Here is a 19,840-nt window from a genome sequence, read left to right as displayed (position 1 = left end):
ATGTTTGGTCCATTGTATTATCCTAATTTTAATCCTGTGATGCTACAGATTGGTCCATTATCCATTCGTTGGTATGCAATGGCATATATCACGGCATTGATTTGCGGATGGTTATTGGTGCGTCGTTTGGTGCGTAAAGACCCGATTGTCGCAACTAAAGAGCAAGTCGATGATTTTCTAACATGGGCAACACTTGGGGTAATTTTAGGGGGGCGATTGGGATATTGTCTCTTTTACCAACCTGGATATTATTTGCCTCATCCTTTAGAGATTTTTAAAGTCTGGCATGGCGGCATGTCCTTTCACGGTGGCGCGTTGGGTGTAATTATTGCCCTGATCTTATTTAGCTGTAAATATAAGTTGAGCTTCCTTGGGTTTTCTGATCGTGTAACGACAGTGGTACCATTGGGCTTGGGCTTGGGGCGTTTTGCCAATTTTATTAATCATGAATTGGTTGGACGAGTTGCCCCTGATTGGCTGCCATGGCGAATGTTTTATCCAAATGTAGTGGGTGCCAGACATCCTTCTGAACTGTATGAATGTCTGTTGGAAGGGGTTGTATTATTCAGCATTATGATGATTTTAGCCTATCGTAAATCCATTCGTGAACATGCAGGGTTACTGTCTGGGATTTTCTTGCTAGGTTATGCGATTGCACGCAGTTTTTGTGAGTTATTCCGTGAACCAGATGATTTCCTAGGGTTTATTGTTGGGGGGATTACAATGGGTCAGATTTTGTGTATACCGATGGTTATTGCGGGATCATTCTTTATTTGGCAATCTTTCCGTCTTCCTAAACTTAAAGGGTTAACCGTCGAGAATGACTAACAGTCAACCCATCAGACTGGATCACTTTATGGCGGCTGCGAATGCTGCCTATTATGGACAAAAAAATCCTTTTGCTGATTTTATAACAGCACCAGAAATTTCCCAAATGTTTGGCGAATTAATTGCGGCGTGGGTCATTGCAGTTATTCACGCTATGCCTGGTGATTCAGCCATCACGTTAGTAGAGGCTGGACCAGGTCAAGGCACATTAATGGCAGATATGTTGCGCGTCATTCGCCAAGCTGCACCTGATATTTATCAAAATTGTTCGGTTATTTTTGTCGAAACCTCTGAACGGTTGCGGCAAATACAAAAACAAGCCATTGCATATCATACAGATATATCCGTGCGTTGGTATGCTTCCATTGATTCTATTCCTTCTCAGCCGATGATTTTGGTGGCTAATGAGTTTTTAGATGCCCTGCCTATTCGTCAATTTGTAAAAGTAAGTTCTGGTGAATGGGCAGAGCATTATGTATATCAAGGACAATTATTCCAAAAACAAGTAGCCGATTTGCCGAAAGCTCCCATCTTTCAACGTCCCGTGAAAGATGGGGATATTGTCGAGGTCTGTGAAGCTGGACAAGATATTATCAAGAATGTAGCACAAAGAATATATAAAGACGGTGGGGCAGCGTTGTTTATTGATTATGGATATGCCAGCCCTGTATGGGGTGATACGTTGCAAGCTATTGCGGGTGGGAAAAAAGTTTCCCCTTTTATTGATCCTGGTGAAGCAGATTTAACGGCTCATGTTGATTTTTTAGCATTAAAAGAAATTGTGATAGCAACAGGCGCGCGGGCTTATGGTATTCAAACTCAGGGTGAGTTTTTAAAACAACTAGGATTACTTGTCAGAGCAAAAATGTTAGCAGCACGTGCTACGGAAATAGAACAAAAACAAATTGCAGAGGCTGTTTATCGCTTAATAGACCCCAGTGAAATGGGCGATCTATTCAAAGTTATGGCGATTATGCATCCTGATTTACCGATACCTCCTGCATTTGAATTAAATAAGGAAATAAAATAAATGAGTTCTGAGCTTTTGGTGATTCGTCACTCTTTGCTGAAAGATAAAGTTCGACACGGCTTTTTTACACGAGTAGGGGGCGTGTCCCAAGGCGGATATGCTTCGTTGAATTGTGGGATTAAAACCGAAGATAAGCCAGAACACATTCAGGAAAATCGTCATCGTGTTGCTCAAAATATTGGGGTGTCTGATGAATATTTATGGGGCGGGATGCAGGTACATAGTGCCAAAGTCATGCATGTTACCAAAGAAAATTGCGATCGTTGTGAAGTCGATGGTGGTGTTACCGATGATCCAGATGTTGCCGTCAGCGTTTTGACAGCTGATTGCGGTCCTGTGTTATTTACAACATTCGATGGGCGTATTGTTGGGGCTGCACATGCAGGATGGCGAGGTGCTGCGGGTGGAGTTTTAGAAGAAACCATTATGCAGATGGAAGCGTTGGGCGCAAAAACAAACGAAATTATTGCTGTGGTGGGACCTTGTATTGATGGTTCTCGCTATGAGGTCAAAGAAGACATGAAACAGCAAGTTTTAGATCTAGATGCTCATGCCGGTGTATTTTTCAAACACGTGACTGACGACCAATATCTTTTTGATTTAGGGCATTACTGTGTTGATCGTTTAAGAAGGCGACGTGTTGCCATTGCTGCGTTAATAGGCAGAGATACATTAGGGGACGAAACCCATTTCTTTAGTCACCGTCGTCGGACACTCGCTGGTGGAGGACCTTTGGGGCATCAGATTTCAGTGATTGCTTGTAATAAAAAGGGATAATAAATGTTGAATATTCAGAGAACCTCTTTATTCAAAGTAGGATTGAGCTTATTGGTTATGATCCCTTTGGTTGGATGCGTAACGATGCCTCATCCTTTTGAGAAAAAAGAAGGCTCAGCAGGGGGGAAATTAACGGCACCTCCGCCAGCACGATTAATCGTTCCAGTGCCAACAGAAGCGTTATTAACCGAAAAAGATTCTGCAATCTTGGCTCAAGATATGGTCAAAGCCATGACCGATCAGACGGTGCCTCCTGTTGTTGGGACTGCTCAAAAAGGCGAATGGCTTTTAATGATGAAAGCGCAATCCAAGGATGGTGTCGTTACTCCACAATTTAGTGTCATTTCCCCTGATGGGAAAGTCGCTGCCACCCGTGATATGATGCCTGTTTCAGTACAGGATTGGGCCAGTGGTAATGAAACAATCTTGGCACAAGTAGCAAGCCAAACAGCCCCAGTGGTGACTGATGTATTAAAAGGGTTAGAGGCTGGGGTCATGGCAAAAGACCCTCATAGTCTAAAGAATCGCCCTGCTCAGATTTATTTCAAAGGGGTCACAGGGGCACCAGGGGATGGAAATATTGTGATTGCCAGACAATTTGTGACTTCTCTAAAAGATAAATCAAACGAAATACAATCAAAGCAAGATAAAGCCGATTATATTGTCGATTGTAAAGTGAGTGTGACCGATGGTGCTGCTGGAACCAGAGGGAATCCGGTGCAACATGTTGAAATTGCATGGCATATTCTTGATAAAGCTGGTAAAGAAGCAGGGAAAGTGATGCAAATTAATGATGTGCCTGCACATAGTTTAGATGTATATTGGGGCGATACGGGTTCTGCTGTTGGGGAAGAAGCCGCAGGGGGCGTAAAGCGTGTAATCAGCAATTTTTCTGGGCGTGATGAGAAACCATTAACTAATGGAGCGAATAAAGGTCTTATTGCTCCACCAGAATTAACAAGTAAAAAGTAAATTAGATGAATATTTTATTGATATCGGAGTTGCGTTGATGAAAATTATTTCTGGGAATGGTAATCGTTTATTGGCAGAAGCTGTTGCCGCAGAGTTAAAAATGCCTTTATGCGATGCTTCTGTACAGCGTTTTGCAGATAAAGAAGTATTTGTAGAGATTTACGAAAACGTGCGTGGCGAAGATATCTTTGCTGTGCAAAGCACCAGCTATCCAACTAATGATAATTTGATGGAATTATTAATTATGTTGGATGCGTTGCGCCGAGGGTCTGCTAGACGTATTACAGCGGTGATGCCGTATTTTGGCTATGCCCGTCAAGATCGTAAATCTGGCCCCAGAACGCCAATCAGTGCGAAATTGGTTGCGAATTTGTTGGTTGAAGCAGGGGCAAGTCGTATCTTGACCCTTGATCTACATGCAGGACAAATCCAAGGCTTTTTCGATATTCCTGTGGATAATCTGTATGCAGCTCCGCTATTTACTCAAGATATCAAGAAGAAATATGCAGGAAAAAGCAACTTAATGGTCGTTTCACCCGATGTTGGTGGGGTGGTCAGAGCACGTCAATTGGCAAAACGTTTGGATGTTGATTTAGCCATTATTGATAAAAGGCGTGAACGGGCTGGTGTGTCCGAAGTGATGAACGTCATTGGGAATGTTGAAGGTCGTCATTGTATTTTAGTCGATGACATTATCGATAGTGGTGGATCGCTTTGTAATGCGGCGCAGGCATTGATTAATGCAGGGGCAGAGGGAACAGATGCCTATGTAACGCATGGCGTATTATCAGGCAGTGCAGCTGAAAGAGTGCAAAATTCTGTGTTGGGAGAGTTGGTGATAACCGATAGTATTCTCGAGACAGATGCGGTTCGCGCAGCGACGAAGATACGTCAAATCTCGTTAAATCAATTATTAGCCAGAGCCATTCGTGCCGTTGCGGATGAAAGTTCTGTTTCTTCTTTGTTCGATTAATTTAATAAAAAGGTTTGTATAATGTCTGCTTTACTGACTCGTCCATATTGGTATCTGCGTCACGGTCAAACAGATTGGAACGCACGTAATTTATCACAGGGCAGAACTGATATTCCGTTAAATACAGTGGGACTGTCCCAAGCGGTGGCTGCGGGGAATGCAATTGCGAATCATTGGGATCATTTGGAATTACCGATTACCCAGATTGTCAGCTCTCCGTTGGGACGTGCACGTAAAACGGCTGAAATGACAGCTGATATTATTAAACAAAAAGTCGGCGTGACATTGCCAATCGAGTTGGATGATGGACTGAAAGAAGTTTGCTTTGGGGTTGAAGAAGCACAGCCAATGGGACCATGGTATGACGATTGGATTGCGGGAACGTTTACACCTGAAAATGCAGAGCCCTTTGCGGTCTTATGTAATCGTATTGCAGAGGCAGTGAATCGGTCTATTTGTAAAGCGCAAAATGGGACAGTTTTAATTGTTGCTCATGGTGGGGTTTTCCGAGCATTACGTTGCTTGATGGGGTTGAAAGTCAATGTTCGCTTGCCCAATGCTCAACCAATGTGCGCGCGCCCTCCTGAAAATGGGGGAAGTGTGTGGGATTTGCATGCGCTGCCTTTAGAATAAGCGATTGATAAAAAAGCTGTTTATAGAAATATAAGCAGCTTTTTTTATAGGTTATTGGTTGTTTTAGCGTTTTATAGTGTTGAATAAGGTAGTATTTTAAATGCAAGAAAAAATACCACAAAATGCGTTAGATAAAATGTCTCTTATAGCTAGTAGGATGCAAGATTATGCACACGTTATGATGAGAACAGTGTTTATAGAGAGGTAGTCAGAGTAGGTCTTGAACAATTATCAAGTGAGATTATTAAGTTAGCTCGATCATATGACATTCAAGAAATAAAAAGTATAAATAGTAATCATCCTATAGAAGATTGCATTGAACATGCTTTCATTATTTGTGATCAAATTGAAAATATAAAATTTTTAAATGAATTAAAAGACGATGATTGCTCTATTGTTTTGACGCTAAGTGGAAGGGTAGAATACGCACTTATGTAGTTACGATTAAAACTATATTAGATAACGCAAATATAGAAAATGAAAGACTTCGAAATTCTATATTTTCAAAGTTAAGTGCTTTTGAGAAAGAGTTGGATCAAACAAAAACATCTTTACAGAAATTTGAAATGGCTTTTGTTGATACAACTTATGCTATTGGCGCAGGATGTAAGAACTTAGAATACGCTTACAAACTATTTTATAAAGTAATGAGGTCTTTTGGTCATTTAATAGATATTGCGGAACATCCACAACTACCACCTCCTGACGATCATAAACTGCTTCCTCCACCCAATGAAACCGAAGAAGATCAATAAAACTTAACTTTTCTATAAAGATATTTGCTTTTTCAGTGTTTTTTCGTTAAAGAGTAACTTTGCACCAGCACCCCTGGAGGTTGGTGTTTATTTTTGCCTTTTATATTAAGGAGTTTTTTAAAGTGGCAGCGAAAAAATTTGTAGAGTTAAATGTTGAAGTGCGTGCGAAGGCTGGTAAGGGGGCAGCGCGCGCAACACGTCGTGAAGGTCTTGTACCTGGCGTGGTATATGGCGGTAAATCTGAACCTGTAATGATTGCGATTGACCCACGTTTAATTATGCGTGAACTTCATGGTTCATGGCGTTCTCAATTATACCAAATTGTTGTTGATGGTAAAAAAACATCTGTTGCATTAATGCGTGCAGTACAATTACACCCTGTAACAGACCGTCCATTACATGTTGATTTCCAACGCATGGTTGCTGGTCAACAAATCCGTGTTGAAATTCCTGTTCACTTTGTTGGTGAAGATGAATGCCCAGGTATTAAACGTGATGGTGTATTAAATACCGTTTATCACTCTGTTGAAATTAATTGTGATGTGGATCATATTCCAGAAGCATTCACAGCTGATATTTCTGGCTTGGATCTTCATGATACTATTAGCTGGTCACAGCTACAAGGAACAGAAAACGTTACCCACACCAACCAACATGAAGAAGATTTCGTGATTGCTACAATCGCTGCGCCAACAGTAGCTGTTGAAGTAGAAGATGAAGCAGCTGAAGCTGAAGAAGCAGCATCTGAAGAAAAAGCATCTGAAGAATAATTTTCTTTTAAATATAGAAAGAATAGATCATGTTACTGTGGGCTGGGCTTGGTAATCCTGAGTCTGGAATGCAGGCAAACCGCCATAATATTGGTTTTATGGCGGTCGATCGAATCGCGCAATGCCATGGTTTTTCACCATGGCGTAAGCGTTTTCGGGGTGAAGTTGCCGAAGGAAATATTGGTGGTGAAAAGATCCTCCTGTTAAAACCAATGACATATATGAATCTTTCTGGGGAAAGTATCCAACAAGCAATTGCTTTTTATAAAATTCCCTTGGAACATTTAGTTGTTTTTCATGATGAGCTTGATTTATCACCTGGCCGCGTAAAAATTAAAAAAGGTGGGGGTGCCGCAGGACATAATGGTCTGCGTTCAACGGATAAAATGTTAAGCGATCAAAACTATTGGCGTGTGCGTCTGGGGATAGGTCATCCTGGTGACAAAGCACAAGTCGCCAGTTATGTATTAAGCAATTTTTCAAAAAAAGATCAGGAATGGTTGGATCCATTTATTGATGCGGTTGCCAAAGCAGCACCGTTATTAGTAGAACAAAAAATGGATGGATTTATGACCAAAGTCTCTTTGTTAATGAAGGAATAAAAAATGGGGTTTAATTGTGGTATTGTTGGGTTGCCGAATGTGGGTAAATCAACTTTGTTTAACGCATTAACAGCAACGGCTGCTGCACAATCAGCAAATTATCCATTTTGTACAATTGAACCGAATGTGGGTCGTGTGGCTGTTCCAGATACACGGTTGAATATTCTATCCGAAATTACGAACTCTAAACAAATTATTCCAACCAGTTTAGAATTCGTTGATATTGCTGGATTGGTCAAAGGGGCTTCTAAAGGCGAAGGGCTGGGCAATCAGTTCCTTGCGAATATTCGTGAAGTGGATGCAATTATTCATGTGCTTCGTTGTTTTGATAATGATGATATTACCCATGTAGAGGGATCTGTAGACCCTATTCGTGATGCGGAAATCATTGAAACTGAATTAATGATTGCTGATCTTGAAAGCCTTGAAAAACGCACTGTTGCGCTGCAAAAAAGAGCACGTGGAAATGATAAAGAAGCACAAGCAACCTTAGAATTGGTTGAACCTTTAATCAAGGCTCTACAAGACGGCAAACCTGTTCGTGACGTGATTCCAGCAGGTGAAGAAAAAGCGGTTGCGCGTCTTCAACTGTTAACCAGCAAGCCTGTTTTATATGTATGTAACGTTGAAGAAGAATCCGCAGCTACTGGGAATGCATATTCAGCCAAAGTTCTAGAAATGGCTAAAACACAAGGGGCAGAAGCGGTGATTGTGTCTGCAGATATTGAAGCAGAAGTCAGCCAATTAGGCAAAGAAGACCAAATGGAGTTCCTTACAGGGCTAGGGTTGGAAAATAGTGGTCTGGATCGGGTGATTGCAGCGGGCTATCATTTGTTAAATCTGATTACTTATTTTACCTGTGGTCCTAAAGAAACCAGAGCTTGGACAATTTTCAAAGGAACCAAAGCCCCTCAAGCAGCTGCAGTTATTCATAATGATTTTGAACGTGGCTTTATTGCTTGTGAAACGGTTGCTTATGCTGACTATGTGCAGTTTAAAGGTGAAGCAGGTGCCAAAGAAGCAGGTAAAGCACGGATCGAAGGAAAAGAATATATTGTCAAAGATGGTGATGTTTTACTCTTCCGTTTCAACGTATAATTTGCTTTACTGAAAATATCAATTTTTCAGATATTGAAGCAGGTCAATGAAAGGTAAAGCAATGGTCTCTGTCAGTTCAAATACGATTTTAACAATTAAAGAACTAGCACAAAATGTCAGAGACGCTGCTTTTCAATTGGCACGTACCGATATTCAACAACGTAATCAAGCACTACGTTGTGCAGCCCAAGCATTACGTACTGCTGAAGCTGAGATTTTAGCAGTCAATGGTGATGAAGTGGCGAAAGCGGATGTTTCTGCTGCTTTTAAAGATCGCATGACATTAACGCATGATCGTATAGAAGCCATGGCCAAAGGATTAGAAGATATTGCCGAATTGCCTGATCCTTTGGGAAAAGAATTGGCCAGTTGGGATAGGCCCAATGGCTTGCATTTTAAACGTGTGTCAGTGCCTTTGGGCGTTGTTGGGATGATTTACGAAAGTCGCCCTAATGTGGGTGCTGATGCCGTTGGGATTTGTATTAAATCAGGAAATGGAATCGTTTTACGGGGTGGATCAGAGACTCACTTAACCTCTATGGCGATTCATAAAGCCATGCAACAAGGGATGATTGACGCAGGATTAAATCCTGATTCGATTGCAATGCCCCCCGACAGTAATCGTCAACATGTCATGGATATGTTGCATGCAGTGGGGATTATTGATGTGATTATTCCAAGAGGAGGATATTCTTTAATCAAGTTCGTTCAACAAGAAGCAAGAGTTCCTGTATTGGCGCATGCTGCGGGTCTATGTCATACTTATATTCATGAAAAAGCAGATTTCGAAAAGGCTCGAAAAGTGTTGGCGAATGCAAAAATGCGTCGGACAGGGATTTGTGGGGCGACAGAAACGCTTTTGATTGACCAAGCGATTGCAAATGAATTATTACCCATTTTAGTTGATGATTTACAAAAACTTGGCTGTCGTTTTGTCGGCAATCAACTGGCATGTCAGATAGCCCAAGTAATTGAACCAGCGTCAGATGAAGATTTTGCCACGGAATGGTTGGATTCAGTTTTGTCGGTTGCAGTTGTGAAAGATATCGATGAGGCGATTCATCATATAGTGAAATATGGCAGCGGTCATACCGAAGCAATTCTTTCCGAAGACGATCAAGCCGTTCGATATTTTATGGATTCGGTTCCGAGTGCCGTGGTGATGCGGAATACGTCAACCCAGTTCTGCGATGGGGGAGAGTTTGGTTTTGGTGCAGAAATTGGCATTGCTACTGGAAGATTACACGCCAGAGGGCCCGTTGGAATAGAGCAATTAACCAGCTATCGTTATGAAGTCTATGGTGATGGTCAGGTGCGTTCCTAAATGACATCAATACCGACTTGGGGAGATCGCAGAAATATACGAGTCGGATTATTCGGAGGCTCTTTTAATCCTATACATGAAGGACACTTGCAGCTTGCCAATCGGGCATTAAAGTTCCTTCAACTTGACCAAGTATGGTTAATGGTATCGCCAGGAAACCCGTTAAAAGTTGGCACTGAAATGGCTCCATTTGAAGAAAGATATCAAATGGTCAAAGAGCGTATAACAGGGCGACGGTTGCTTCCGACGGATATCGAATGTCGATTAAATACACGATATAGTTGCGATAGTATTCGTTTGTTAAAACAACGTTTTCCATGCTGTAAATTTGTATGGTTAATGGGGGCGGATGGATTAGCACAAATGGCTTTGTGGTCGCACTGGCAAGAAATATTAAAAATTGTGCCTATGGCGGTTTTCCCTAGACCATCCTATATATATAGTGCATTAAACGGGCAGGCAGCTCAATGGGTCAGAAAAGCACGGTTGCCTTCTCGTTATGCGACAATATTAGCCGATTTCCAACCTCCAGCATGGGTATTTGTTCCAGCACCAGAGAATAGTATTTCAGCAACTGCGTTAAGACAGCAACGCAAACAGTTATTAGAACAATAAAAGTTAGATCAAAAAAAGGATAAATAATATGAATGAACAAATTTCACGCAAAGAAGTTGTGCAAACAGGCCCTGAAAAAGCTGCAAAGAGAGTATCAATATTGGATGATGCAAGATTAAATCAAGTTGTGGCTTTGATGGTTGAATCTTTGGAAGAAGATAAAGCAGAAAATGTTGTCGTCATTGATTTGGTTGGAAAAGCATCTTTTGCAGATCGGATGATTATTGCAAGTGGCCAAGTGGATCGTCAGATTTTGGCAATGGCAACCCATTTGGATAAATTACTATTCGAACAAGGCATCAAAAAAACAACTATGGAGCAAAGTCCGGATTGGGTCTTGCTGGATGCAGGGGATATTATTGTTCATTTATTCCGTGGAGAAGCACGCGAATATTACAATATTGAAAAAATCTGGAATGTAGAGATTCTGGATGCTGCTCAAGCATCAACTGAAGAACCTCAAGAATAATGTTTTCAATTATTGCTGTAGGAAAAATGCGGCATAAAGCTGAATTAGAGCTTGTGGATCGATATGCTAAACGGATTCGCCCTAGACTTTCAATTATCGAAGTGAATGAGGCAAAAGGTAGCCCCGAGGAAGCAAAATTAAAAGAAACACAAGCTTTATTAAATGCGTTGCCTGATCGCTCTGTTGTAATTAGCCTTGATGAAGGTGGAAAAAATTATAGCAGTTTGGTTTTTGCAAACAAGATGCAAACATGGATCGAGGAATCCAGGCCAATATCTTTTTTAATCGGTGGGGCAGAGGGGTTGCATCATGCTGCAATCGAACGTTCTGATTTAGTTTTATCTTTGGGGAGTTTAACTTGGCCCCATATGTTAGTTCGTATTTTACTGGCTGAACAGATTTATAGAGTACAAACTATTCTACAAGGACACCCTTATCATCGCCAAGGGCGCCCCTGATTTTTAAACTATCGAATTGAGCGATCTGGCGCGTCAGCAAAGAAATCATCAGATACGTTGGGGCTTAAAGCAACCTGTGTATTTGTTTTTGAATATCCTTTGGTGGTTGCTGCATCTGCAGACCATGTTTTGATATTGCGTTTTGGCGCTTTACGTTGTGTAGAAACATTCTGCGTTTCTACGTTTCGGCCACCGTTTGGATAAATAAATCCATGGGTTGGGTAAATGCTACCAAAAGTGCTTTTATCACCATTGGTTGCAACACGAACCGCAGTCCAGTCATTATTTGGGGAAACGTCAATCACTGGGGTATTGCGGCTGATGCCTCTTTGTGCCCAATGAGATTGGTCAATAATAACCGTTCTAGAATCGACAACTTGTGTAACAACAGCAACGTGTCCATAAGGCATCTTACGAGTTGAGCGGAAGCTTAGAACACTGTTTGGTTCTGGTGTATTTCCACGCTCATAAATACCTGCAGCGTTAGCCCACCAATTTCCCGCATTTCCAGATAATTGAACATCAGAGGCAGAGCGTGCAAATGTTACACATTGGATGACGTGTCCACCACCGTGGCGATAACCTTTGTGTCTATAGCTTACTTTGCGTGTTTTAAAATGGCTATTTTTTTTAGAATGATGGTTGCTTTTGCTTGTTGCAGAAGCTTTTTGAACATGTACACCTGCATTTTTATGGTGTGTTACTTTTTTTGTATTATGATGTGTTGAACGTGCATGTGCATATGATGTTGAAAACACCATACATGAAAACATTAAAAGAAATGAGGTTAATTTCGTTTTAGCATAATTATGCACGTAGACGTTTTTCATCGGCAACCCTAAATTATTTATCTAAATTGTGGAAATGTAGTTATTTTTTACGGGTCATGATTGTCTGGGTCAAGATAAAATGTTGATCTAATGATTTTTTTCTAGTTTTTGAAGATGTTGTGTGTTTTTTTGATGTAATGAAGCAACAAAAATAGTTGAACATATATTTCAAATAGATCATTCATTTTATTATTTTATTAAGCCAAGGACGTTATCTATGGTAAGAGCTATAGAAAGATTTCTATATTAATGGAGTATATCTATTGTTCCTTTCAATTGCATCTCTGAGAATAGAGATTATGCCAGTTACCATGTTGCGCCAGAACTGTATGATGGTGTGGGATCAGAATATTAAAAAAGGTATTATTAGTGACCCTGGTGGCGATTTATCCTTTGTTATCGAGACTATTGAAGCAGATGATGTGGACATACAAGCCATTTTATTAACTCATGGTCATTTTGATCACGTTGGTGTTACCACAGCTTTACAACAATATTTACAAGAAAAATATAAAAGAGAAATTCCTATTTTGGGGCCGGGCATCGAAGATCAATTTTTATTAGAAAAAGTCGCAAAAGATGCAGCAGGTTTCGGCACCAGTGCAGAGCATGTTCAGAATGTAAACCCAACTCGGTTTTTAAAAGATCAAGAAATTTTATCGTTTGAGGGTATGGAATTTGAAGTTTTGCATGTCCCAGGTCATACTCCAGGTCATGTGGTTTTTTATGAAGCCAAAGCGCGTTTTATGATTACAGGGGATGTTTTATTCAAAGGGACGATTGGACGTGCTGATTTCCCTTATGGAAATGGGAATTTGTTGATACAAACAATTAAAGACAAATTGTTACCTTTGGGTGATGATGTTTATGTGCTGCCTGGTCATGGTATTGGTAGTACGATTGGTTATGAAAAATTGAATAATCCATTTTTGATTTAAAGAAAGAAATATAATAGTGAAAAAGCATTTTATACCGTTGGTCTTGGTTTCTGTAATGATGACCAGTTTTGGAAATGTTTCTGTTACGATGGCAGAGTCTATCGAACATGAAATTACAAAAGCTCAACCTGAATTAGCCAAGCAGCCTTTGACTATTGTGACAAAAAACGGTCAAAAGCACGAATTTTCAGTTGAAATTGCCAAGACCCCAATGCAACAAGAAGTTGGTGAAATGTTTAGAACAAGCATTCCAGAAAATGGCGGAATGTTATTTGTTTGGCCAGCTCCGCAAGTCAGCAATATGTGGATGAAAAATACAGTAGTGCCTTTGGATATGGTTTTTATTGATATGAACCATTACATTAGAGCCATTGCAGAAAATACAGTTCCTTACAGTTTAGCCCCTATTAGTAGTCAGGGTGCAGTGATTGCAACATTAGAGTTACAAGGCGGAATTACAGAGAAATTAGGCATTACAGTAGGTGATAAAATTGAAAGCCCTGCTTTCGATGCACCTAGGACAATTACGGAAAAGAAGTCTGTAGTTAAACAAGAGAATAAAAAGAAATAGAATCATTTAAAATAAAAAAAGAATCTTTGTAATTTTATACAAAGATTCTTTTTGATTGCCAAAGTTGGTTGACGACCTATTTAACTGGTTTATGAGCCTCTAAGAACCATAATTGTTTATCGAGTGCTCTTGAAATCCCGGTGAATAAATCAGCAGTATCTGCATCGCCAGCTTCATCAGCTTCATCGATAGCTTTACGAACTGCATTTGCAAATGTGCCGTAACGTTCAATCAAAGCTTCAATATGATCTTCGACTTTAACAATGTTAGTCGGATAAGCGGCAATTTTTGAGGTATGAGCAATATCTTGAGAAGTTCCAAAAGCCGTTCCACCAAGAGCTGTAATACGTTCAGCCATATCATCGTTAAATGCGTCTAGCTCTCCACGGAAACCATCAACCATTTCATGAACGCCGATGAATTGAGGGCCTTTCATATTCCAGTGTGCTTGTTTGGTTAGCAATGCCACATCAAGACCGTCTGCAAGACGTTCGTTCAATAATTGAATAACGACTGTTTTGGTATTAGAGGGAAGGTTGTTTAATGTAGGATATAATTTAGTTTTAGGCATAAATAGATCTCCTTTAAATAACATGTATTAAGGATATGTATATTTTACTTGAAATTCAATAGTAAAATATATTTTTATTATTCATGATACTTATCGATTTAAATATAAATAAGCATGATTGATAATATTAATTAATTTAATATTTTATTAATAATTATTAATAAAATAATATAATATAACGGTCACATTGAAGGCAGGGTAACATGCAAATCATATTTCCACATTGGTATGATGATTTATACGAGTTTGAATCTGAGGTTAAGGGCTGTTTACTTAATTTTACAATTATTGTGGATCATCAAGAGTTTTATATAAATTTTTATGACAGTGCACGTTTTGGACAAGAATGTGAAGTAGAGATCAAAACGAATGGATATTTTCAAGATTCTAAGGCAGTTATTTTAGAAAAAGTGAATAAAGCAAATATCCAATATTATTTCGAGAAATTTATGATGCTTTGATGATTCCTTTTTTCCAATAGTCGATATGTTCTTGAAAGAATCTAAGGATATTCTTGCTAAATAAAGAATCTTCTTGGATATTTCTGCCTTCACAATAATTATAAATGATAGGGTCATCCATATAAGGTTTGGTGATAAAGAATTCGCCTGCATACCCTTGGTGTAAAAGTATAGCGAATAAATGATCGGGTGGAGTGATATTATTTTCATGAAGTAACTCGATGAATCCTTGGGTAATATTATCTGAACCTATGAGGCAATCATAATAAGCATCGCTCCCTAAAAAGAGAGTTCCTGCGGTTACACCAAAATAACGTAAATATATTTTATAAAATGTGGGTAATTGAATTTTATGAAAGGCTTCTAGCTCTCGAATCTGTTCTTTTGTGCAACCTACAACTTCGGCATTATGTTGCGTCAATAAGGCTGAATATTGCTCGAGTTCTTGGATAAAGTCTTGTTCGTCCATGAGTGATTTGACCTTGGTCTATAGATAAGTATTATAACAAATTTCTGGTCGATCTTCTATTTGGCAATTTTAATCATCGAATAGGTGATGCCATAATATAGACTTCAAATCGATTGTTTGATCGTTATAAAGCTATTATTTTCTTCATTGTAAAAAATATAGAGTTGTGTTTCATCATGAAATAGTGGGGAAATACTGAGTTGATCGATAAAAATAAGTGGTTTATCATTCTCAATAGGCCAGAATGTATCTTGTAACCAGCGTGGTGGTTTTTTCAAAAAATGAAAATGCTCTTTGATTTTTTGTTTTAACGCCCACTCTAATTCTTTTCCTGTTTTACCTTGTGTCTCAGCAAGTAGTTTTTGAAAATAAGATTCTGGTATTTGTAACCATTTAGGCTGAACTTTAAGATATATATCAAAATTACTATTTGTTATTTTTGATTGATTAAACAATATTCCCTTTTTTGTTAAATAGAGGGAAAGCGTATGAGTTGCATTGAGTATGCCACCAGTATGATTTAAATCTAACGATAGTAAATATAAATAAAGCGTTCCTATTTGATCTACATAGGGGGCAATATGAATAGGCTCGGATAATAGTTTTTCTAAATCTGGGTTATGATACAGCTCGTTGATAAACTCAGAGGAAGAAAGAGTACCTTCTACATAGGCAACAATTATTTCTATCGGGGAATTTAACGTAGTATTTTGGGTCATTGAGCAAATATCCAAATTGATATGGCTAAGTATTACTTCGGCTTTTTCAAATGAAATCTTTTCATCATAAGCTAAACCATCATTGCTTTTTTCCAAGGCAAACATTTCGTGTTTAGAAAGCTCTTTATACTCTTGATAACGATCTATATGGCACATCCAATTCTTTGCGGTGGTCATTGCTGCATAATACCATCTTCGCATATCAGAATGAAGTAAAGAGAGAAGATCTTCAAAATATCGTTTCAAATCGCACCATCTTATCATTGTTTGTTGAACGATAAAATAGGATAATGTTCGTGTATAGTATCTAATCAATGATCTGGAAACGTCGAAATATGAGTACCTTATAACCACATCATCCAATTTTCTCCGAAAAGTTTATGGTTTTTTATTTGAATAGAATTGGGGCATCAATGACAGGGAAATGAAAGGCAAAAAAACAGGTTTACGGCTTGACATATAATAATGTCTGTACTTGAATTTCGTTAAACATTGAGTCCCAGTAAAGTGTTGATAAATCTTTTATAATATAATGAGTTATCACTTTAAATATTATTTAATATATTCAAGATTACTTTGTAATAAGTTGCCCCTAATTTCTCACTAAGAGTAAAATATTGTCTTCAAGTTGTATTTGTATGGTGACATGCTGCTTAATTTTTTATTTTCAAATAGGTTAAACAAAAATGTCGTGTTGCGTTATTTATAAATAAGAGTGTTTAAAAAATAAAAGATGTGTAACTATAACCGCACGATAGATAATAATATATATAAATGATAATTTCACAGTGACAATTTGCTATATTTTGTTAAAACAAATAGATTGAATCTAGTAAAATAATTATAGGATATCGAGTGTGGTTTTTTTGGTAACAGGTGCGGGTGGATTTATTGGATTTCATCTTTCTAAAACCCTGTTGGCACGTGGGGAAACCGTTATTGGTATTGATAATCTAAATGACTATTATTCTCCAATATTAAAGCAAGCACGTTGCGATCAATTAAAACAATTCAAGAATTTTACATTTTATCATGCAGATATTACGGATGTATCTGCAATGGAACATATTGTTCAACGCCATTCTGATATTCAGATTATTTTTAATCTAGCTGCGCAAGCTGGCGTAAGATATTCCTTAGAAAATCCGTATTCGTATATTCAAACCAATGTGATGGGGCAAGTCGCTATTTTAGAGATGGCTCGTCAGCTCCCTAACTTACAGAGAATTTTTTATGCTTCATCCTCATCTGTTTATGGATTAAATAAAAAATTACCCTTTAGTGAAGCAGATAGAGTAGATCGCCCAAGTTCCGTTTACGCAGCGTCCAAGCAATCTGCCGAACTTTTATCGTTCACCTATCATCATTTATATGGATTAAAACAAACAGGGTTGCGCTTTTTTACAGTTTACGGACCTTGGGGCAGACCAGATATGGCATATTATCTTTTTGCCAAAGCCATTATCGAAGATAAACCGATTACTTTATATACAGGTCAAAATCTCTCCAGAGATTTTACGTATATTGATGACGTTATTGATGCATTACTCAGTTTGCTAGAATGTTCTCACTTAGAGGATTATGGGATTTTCAATATTGGCAATAGTCGCCAGGAAAAAGTTGAGCATCTTGTTGCTTGTTTAGAAGAAAATATTGGTAAAAAAGCAATTATCAATTACATTACTCGTCCCGAAACGGATATAGAAGCAACCTTATCTGATATCAGTGCAATATACAACGTCACAGGTTGGTCACCCAGAACGAAATTATCGGACGGGGTATGGTTGTTTACTAATTGGTTAAAATTGTGTAATGGTTTTTTTTGTTAACACTTGGCGTGATTTGCTTTGGTTACAAGGAAAATAAGTTGTCATTTTTACTTAAGAAAGCGTATATTACGCGTCTTAGATTTATATTATACTATGGGGTTCAGAGTTAGATGCAAGCTTTTTATTTAAAAAATTCCGAAGGTAGTTATTTGTCTGCAATAACTAGTAAAGATCATTATGGAAGAGAACAATATGGAAAAATTTGTGTAGCTTCTGAAGAGCATGGTGTTGCGAAAATAATAGCTTTTTGTTTAAACAGATATCCAGGTATTTTATTTTTGTTTTCTGAAGATGGTGATCTCCCCATGCTGCTAGGAGACAGGCCATTTGCATCTAAAATCTTTCCCGTTGGGATTGAAGGGGGGTATTCTCCTCATACTGTATCGCTATATGATTTACAAGACCACTCTTGGATCTCTATTCCTCCATTATCGACAGAAGCAGATCTAGGAGGATTAAGAGTTTCTTATGGCTTACATTTGTGTCGTATGGTTGATCAAAAATTATCTTGGGAGGAGATATCTTTAGAGGTTGCAGAATATAATAATATTTCAGCCAATCTAAAAGATTACTTTTTATATTTAAATGAAGTTTTTGATAGGTTGCCTGGGCTTCAGTTTGTAAAGAGAATACTTGAATCTCGCTGCCCAAATGATTTTAAAATCGATATTATTAATATGTATTATCCTTTTTTAGGGGTCAAAGATCTTAACGAAATATCCTATGAAATGCAGAATTCTGTGGATTTTAGAAAAGATTTTGTAGAAGTTTTTTGCGATGACTATTGGGTAAAGAATGCTTTGAATCCGCTGCTGGATTGGCAAGAAAATAGGCAAGGCAGACAAATTATAGAATGTAATCAGGTGTTTGATGTTTTACAAAAACATTTTACAAAGCATGAATTTTCTTCTTTTACTCATGCGGTGAATTGTGCCTATAGACGTATTATCGAGCCACGTAAAAGAACATGTGTGGTGACAACGGTAAGAAACGAAGGAACGTCTATTTTAGAGTGGCTAGCTTGGCATCGTAAACTTGGTTTTGAGCATTTCTTTGTTTTTAGTAATAATAATGATGATGGTTCCGATGCCCTGTTGCAGGCTTTGGCAGAAGCTAACGTTATTACCTGGATTAAAAATGAAATGGGGAGCGATGTTAGACCGCAGGCTAAGGTTTGCAACTACACGTTTTCTTCACTTCCTGAAATATTAGATTATGAATGGGCTCTTTTGCTGGATGTTGATGAATTCCTATCAATCAATCGTGATAGCTTTAAAAATATTCATGATTTATTGAAATGGATTGAAAGAAACGAAGTTGATGCAGTTGGTTTTAATTGGCAGTATACTTGCTCTAGTAATCTGATGGATTATAAAAAAGACTTTGTTACAAAGCGTATTCAATATTTTATCAACGAAGATGTGATAGGATTGGCGAATAATCTGATAAAAAGTATGTCAAAACCACGGTATATGATTAGTTCGGGAGCCCATTATGCGGTTTGGAGTGCTAAATATCATGCAACTTATCGTTTGATACAAGGTGATATTCATCGTTTTGCGCATAATTCTGGAAATTATTCTGATGATCCTATGTGGGCGGATCATAATCATAGAGGGATAGCAAACGTAATTCATTATCACTTTAAATCAGCAAAAGAATTTTTGCTTCGCTTATATCGTGGTGATGTTTTAGACGCTTACTCAGATAGCCCTGTGGATATGAGCTTATTTAAAGAGCATACTATTGATACCTTCAATCAGCAACATATGAAATATGGGGCTAAGATTTTGGAAAATTATCTTTTTAAAGAATATGAACTTCAAGAGGTCGTAGATCAGCTATTAAGTTTGCCTAAGGTAGATCAGGCATTTCAGCAGATCCTTAGGATTACAGATGATCGTGTTACCAATATGTTGAACTTTATGTTAGAAAATCAAGAGCAATTAGGGCATAATGCAAAGCAGCTATTAAAATTCATTCAAGAGTAAATCTTATTTTTAATAATCTCATCATTTAATGTGATGAGGTTTTTTCTTTTATGTATTCCACGTATATTTTATATTTAGTAGATTCCTGTTGTTCTGGATTTTCAATGATTTTTTATAAGTATATGGGATAATTAATTTTTTTATATTTAAGGAAAAG

23 protein-coding genes are annotated in these 19,840 nt (G+C 38.2%); 19 read left to right on the top strand and 4 right to left on the bottom strand.

From position 1 onward, the window contains the following. The 14 genes from lgt (at position 1) to PQG52_RS09915 (ending at position 11,304) form a co-directional block, all read left to right on the top strand. Complete coding sequence (lgt, locus tag PQG52_RS09980) at positions 1-828, top strand: prolipoprotein diacylglyceryl transferase (RefSeq protein WP_271829315.1); 828 nt, start codon at positions 1-3, stop codon at positions 826-828. After that, complete coding sequence (locus PQG52_RS09975; protein WP_271829313.1) at positions 821-1,858, top strand: class I SAM-dependent methyltransferase; 1,038 nt, start codon at positions 821-823, stop codon at positions 1,856-1,858. The genes lgt and PQG52_RS09975 overlap by 8 nt, the downstream gene beginning before the upstream one ends. After that, a complete protein-coding gene (gene pgeF, locus PQG52_RS09970) occupies positions 1,859-2,635 on the top strand; it encodes a peptidoglycan editing factor PgeF (protein ID WP_271829311.1) in 777 nt (258 codons plus the stop codon). 3 nt (positions 2,636-2,638) lie between these two features. Continuing rightward, complete coding sequence (locus PQG52_RS09965) at positions 2,639-3,607, top strand: hypothetical protein (RefSeq protein ID WP_271829310.1); 969 nt, start codon at positions 2,639-2,641, stop codon at positions 3,605-3,607. 37 nt (positions 3,608-3,644) lie between these two features. Beyond that, on the top strand, positions 3,645-4,580 hold the full coding sequence (locus PQG52_RS09960) for a ribose-phosphate pyrophosphokinase (RefSeq protein ID WP_271790360.1): 936 nt from the start codon (positions 3,645-3,647) through the stop codon (positions 4,578-4,580). A gap of 21 nt (positions 4,581-4,601) precedes the next feature. Beyond that, on the top strand, positions 4,602-5,213 hold the full coding sequence (locus PQG52_RS09955) for a histidine phosphatase family protein (RefSeq protein ID WP_271829309.1): 612 nt from the start codon (positions 4,602-4,604) through the stop codon (positions 5,211-5,213). A 530-nt stretch (positions 5,214-5,743) separates the two neighbouring features. Beyond that, positions 5,744-5,968 (top strand): hypothetical protein, encoded by a 225-nt coding sequence (locus PQG52_RS09950; protein ID WP_271829308.1) that lies wholly within the window; start codon positions 5,744-5,746, stop codon positions 5,966-5,968. 122 nt (positions 5,969-6,090) lie between these two features. Next, positions 6,091-6,738: a 50S ribosomal protein L25/general stress protein Ctc gene (locus tag PQG52_RS09945; protein WP_271790364.1), complete on the top strand. Its 648-nt coding sequence runs from the start codon at positions 6,091-6,093 to the stop codon at positions 6,736-6,738. Positions 6,739-6,767: 29 nt separating this feature from the next. Continuing rightward, complete coding sequence (gene pth / locus PQG52_RS09940) at positions 6,768-7,340, top strand: aminoacyl-tRNA hydrolase (protein WP_271790365.1); 573 nt, start codon at positions 6,768-6,770, stop codon at positions 7,338-7,340. Between the two features lie 3 nt (positions 7,341-7,343). Next, a complete protein-coding gene (gene ychF, locus PQG52_RS09935) occupies positions 7,344-8,438 on the top strand; it encodes a redox-regulated ATPase YchF (RefSeq protein WP_271829307.1) in 1,095 nt (364 codons plus the stop codon). 61 nt (positions 8,439-8,499) lie between these two features. Further along, on the top strand, positions 8,500-9,762 hold the full coding sequence (locus tag PQG52_RS09930) for a glutamate-5-semialdehyde dehydrogenase (protein WP_271829305.1): 1,263 nt from the start codon (positions 8,500-8,502) through the stop codon (positions 9,760-9,762). Then, a complete protein-coding gene (locus tag PQG52_RS09925; RefSeq protein ID WP_271801892.1) occupies positions 9,763-10,377 on the top strand; it encodes a nicotinate-nucleotide adenylyltransferase in 615 nt (204 codons plus the stop codon). A gap of 28 nt (positions 10,378-10,405) precedes the next feature. Continuing rightward, positions 10,406-10,846, top strand: a complete 441-nt coding sequence (gene rsfS, locus PQG52_RS09920; protein ID WP_271829304.1) for a ribosome silencing factor — start codon at positions 10,406-10,408, stop codon at positions 10,844-10,846. Continuing rightward, a complete protein-coding gene (locus PQG52_RS09915) occupies positions 10,846-11,304 on the top strand; it encodes a 23S rRNA (pseudouridine(1915)-N(3))-methyltransferase RlmH (protein ID WP_271829302.1) in 459 nt (152 codons plus the stop codon). The genes rsfS and PQG52_RS09915 overlap by 1 nt, the downstream gene beginning before the upstream one ends. Before the next feature lie 8 nt (positions 11,305-11,312). On the opposite strand, the gene PQG52_RS09910 is transcribed toward PQG52_RS09915, so the two are convergent. Then, a complete protein-coding gene (locus tag PQG52_RS09910; RefSeq protein WP_408869550.1) occupies positions 11,313-12,065 on the bottom strand; it encodes a CHAP domain-containing protein in 753 nt (250 codons plus the stop codon). 332 nt (positions 12,066-12,397) lie between these two features. Here PQG52_RS09910 and PQG52_RS09905 point away from each other — a divergent pair, with 332 nt between their 5' ends. Both PQG52_RS09905 and PQG52_RS09900 read left to right on the top strand, forming a co-directional pair. Then, positions 12,398-13,072, top strand: coding sequence for an MBL fold metallo-hydrolase (locus tag PQG52_RS09905; protein WP_271829300.1), 675 nt, complete (start codon positions 12,398-12,400; stop codon positions 13,070-13,072). A gap of 55 nt (positions 13,073-13,127) precedes the next feature. After that, entirely contained in the window at positions 13,128-13,643 is a 516-nt protein-coding gene (locus PQG52_RS09900; RefSeq protein WP_271829414.1) for a DUF192 domain-containing protein, read from the top strand. A gap of 76 nt (positions 13,644-13,719) precedes the next feature. Here PQG52_RS09900 and dps read toward each other — a convergent pair whose 3' ends face one another. Beyond that, positions 13,720-14,214, bottom strand: a complete 495-nt coding sequence (gene dps, locus PQG52_RS09895) for a DNA starvation/stationary phase protection protein Dps (RefSeq protein WP_271790372.1) — start codon at positions 14,212-14,214, stop codon at positions 13,720-13,722. 203 nt (positions 14,215-14,417) lie between these two features. Here dps and PQG52_RS09890 point away from each other — a divergent pair, with 203 nt between their 5' ends. Further along, complete coding sequence (locus tag PQG52_RS09890; protein ID WP_271829298.1) at positions 14,418-14,675, top strand: hypothetical protein; 258 nt, start codon at positions 14,418-14,420, stop codon at positions 14,673-14,675. On the opposite strand, the gene PQG52_RS09885 is transcribed toward PQG52_RS09890, so the two are convergent. Next, positions 14,662-15,144, bottom strand: coding sequence for a hypothetical protein (locus tag PQG52_RS09885; protein ID WP_271829297.1), 483 nt, complete (start codon positions 15,142-15,144; stop codon positions 14,662-14,664). The two genes, PQG52_RS09890 and PQG52_RS09885, sit on opposite strands and share 14 nt — an antisense overlap. Before the next feature lie 104 nt (positions 15,145-15,248). Beyond that, positions 15,249-16,109 carry a hypothetical protein gene (locus PQG52_RS09880; protein ID WP_271829295.1) on the bottom strand — a complete coding sequence of 287 codons (861 nt, stop codon included), beginning with the start codon at positions 16,107-16,109 and terminating at the stop codon, positions 15,249-15,251. 611 nt (positions 16,110-16,720) lie between these two features. Between PQG52_RS09880 and PQG52_RS09875 the strand changes: the two genes are divergently transcribed. Both PQG52_RS09875 and PQG52_RS09870 read left to right on the top strand, forming a co-directional pair. Then, on the top strand, positions 16,721-17,692 hold the full coding sequence (locus tag PQG52_RS09875) for an SDR family NAD(P)-dependent oxidoreductase (RefSeq protein WP_271829294.1): 972 nt from the start codon (positions 16,721-16,723) through the stop codon (positions 17,690-17,692). Positions 17,693-17,802: 110 nt separating this feature from the next. Beyond that, a complete protein-coding gene (locus tag PQG52_RS09870; protein WP_271829293.1) occupies positions 17,803-19,683 on the top strand; it encodes a glycosyltransferase family 2 protein in 1,881 nt (626 codons plus the stop codon). The last annotated feature ends 157 nt before the right edge of the window (positions 19,684-19,840 follow it).

Origin of the sequence: Commensalibacter communis, assembly GCF_947179105.1 — a bacterium.
GTDB classification, from domain to species: Bacteria; Pseudomonadota; Alphaproteobacteria; order Acetobacterales; family Acetobacteraceae; genus Commensalibacter; species Commensalibacter communis.
The sequence above is the reverse complement of the archived record's forward strand: the minus strand, read 5'-3'. Positions and strand labels throughout refer to the sequence as shown.

Excerpts from the sequence above, each read along its gene's own strand:
- PQG52_RS09915 (WP_271829302.1), top strand. The coding sequence starts at position 10,846 with ATGTTTTCAATTATTGCTGTAGGAAAAATGCGGCATAAAGCTGAATTA.
- PQG52_RS09910 (WP_408869550.1), bottom strand. The coding sequence starts at position 12,065 with ATGGTGTTTTCAACATCATATGCACATGCACGTTCAACACATCATAAT.
- PQG52_RS09925 (WP_271801892.1), top strand. The coding sequence starts at position 9,763 with ATGACATCAATACCGACTTGGGGAGATCGCAGAAATATACGAGTCGGA.
- PQG52_RS09975 (WP_271829313.1), top strand. The coding sequence starts at position 821 with ATGACTAACAGTCAACCCATCAGACTGGATCACTTTATGGCGGCTGCG.
- PQG52_RS09890 (WP_271829298.1), top strand. The coding sequence starts at position 14,418 with ATGCAAATCATATTTCCACATTGGTATGATGATTTATACGAGTTTGAA.
- dps (WP_271790372.1), bottom strand. The coding sequence starts at position 14,214 with ATGCCTAAAACTAAATTATATCCTACATTAAACAACCTTCCCTCTAAT.
- PQG52_RS09900 (WP_271829414.1), top strand. The coding sequence starts at position 13,128 with ATGATGACCAGTTTTGGAAATGTTTCTGTTACGATGGCAGAGTCTATC.
- PQG52_RS09965 (WP_271829310.1), top strand. The coding sequence starts at position 2,639 with ATGTTGAATATTCAGAGAACCTCTTTATTCAAAGTAGGATTGAGCTTA.
- PQG52_RS09870 (WP_271829293.1), top strand. The coding sequence starts at position 17,803 with ATGCAAGCTTTTTATTTAAAAAATTCCGAAGGTAGTTATTTGTCTGCA.
- PQG52_RS09930 (WP_271829305.1), top strand. The coding sequence starts at position 8,500 with ATGGTCTCTGTCAGTTCAAATACGATTTTAACAATTAAAGAACTAGCA.
- pgeF (WP_271829311.1), top strand. The coding sequence starts at position 1,859 with ATGAGTTCTGAGCTTTTGGTGATTCGTCACTCTTTGCTGAAAGATAAA.
- PQG52_RS09960 (WP_271790360.1), top strand. The coding sequence starts at position 3,645 with ATGAAAATTATTTCTGGGAATGGTAATCGTTTATTGGCAGAAGCTGTT.
- lgt (WP_271829315.1), top strand. The coding sequence starts at position 1 with ATGTTTGGTCCATTGTATTATCCTAATTTTAATCCTGTGATGCTACAG.
- PQG52_RS09885 (WP_271829297.1), bottom strand. The coding sequence starts at position 15,144 with ATGGACGAACAAGACTTTATCCAAGAACTCGAGCAATATTCAGCCTTA.
- PQG52_RS09955 (WP_271829309.1), top strand. The coding sequence starts at position 4,602 with ATGTCTGCTTTACTGACTCGTCCATATTGGTATCTGCGTCACGGTCAA.
- ychF (WP_271829307.1), top strand. The coding sequence starts at position 7,344 with ATGGGGTTTAATTGTGGTATTGTTGGGTTGCCGAATGTGGGTAAATCA.
- rsfS (WP_271829304.1), top strand. The coding sequence starts at position 10,406 with ATGAATGAACAAATTTCACGCAAAGAAGTTGTGCAAACAGGCCCTGAA.
- pth (WP_271790365.1), top strand. The coding sequence starts at position 6,768 with ATGTTACTGTGGGCTGGGCTTGGTAATCCTGAGTCTGGAATGCAGGCA.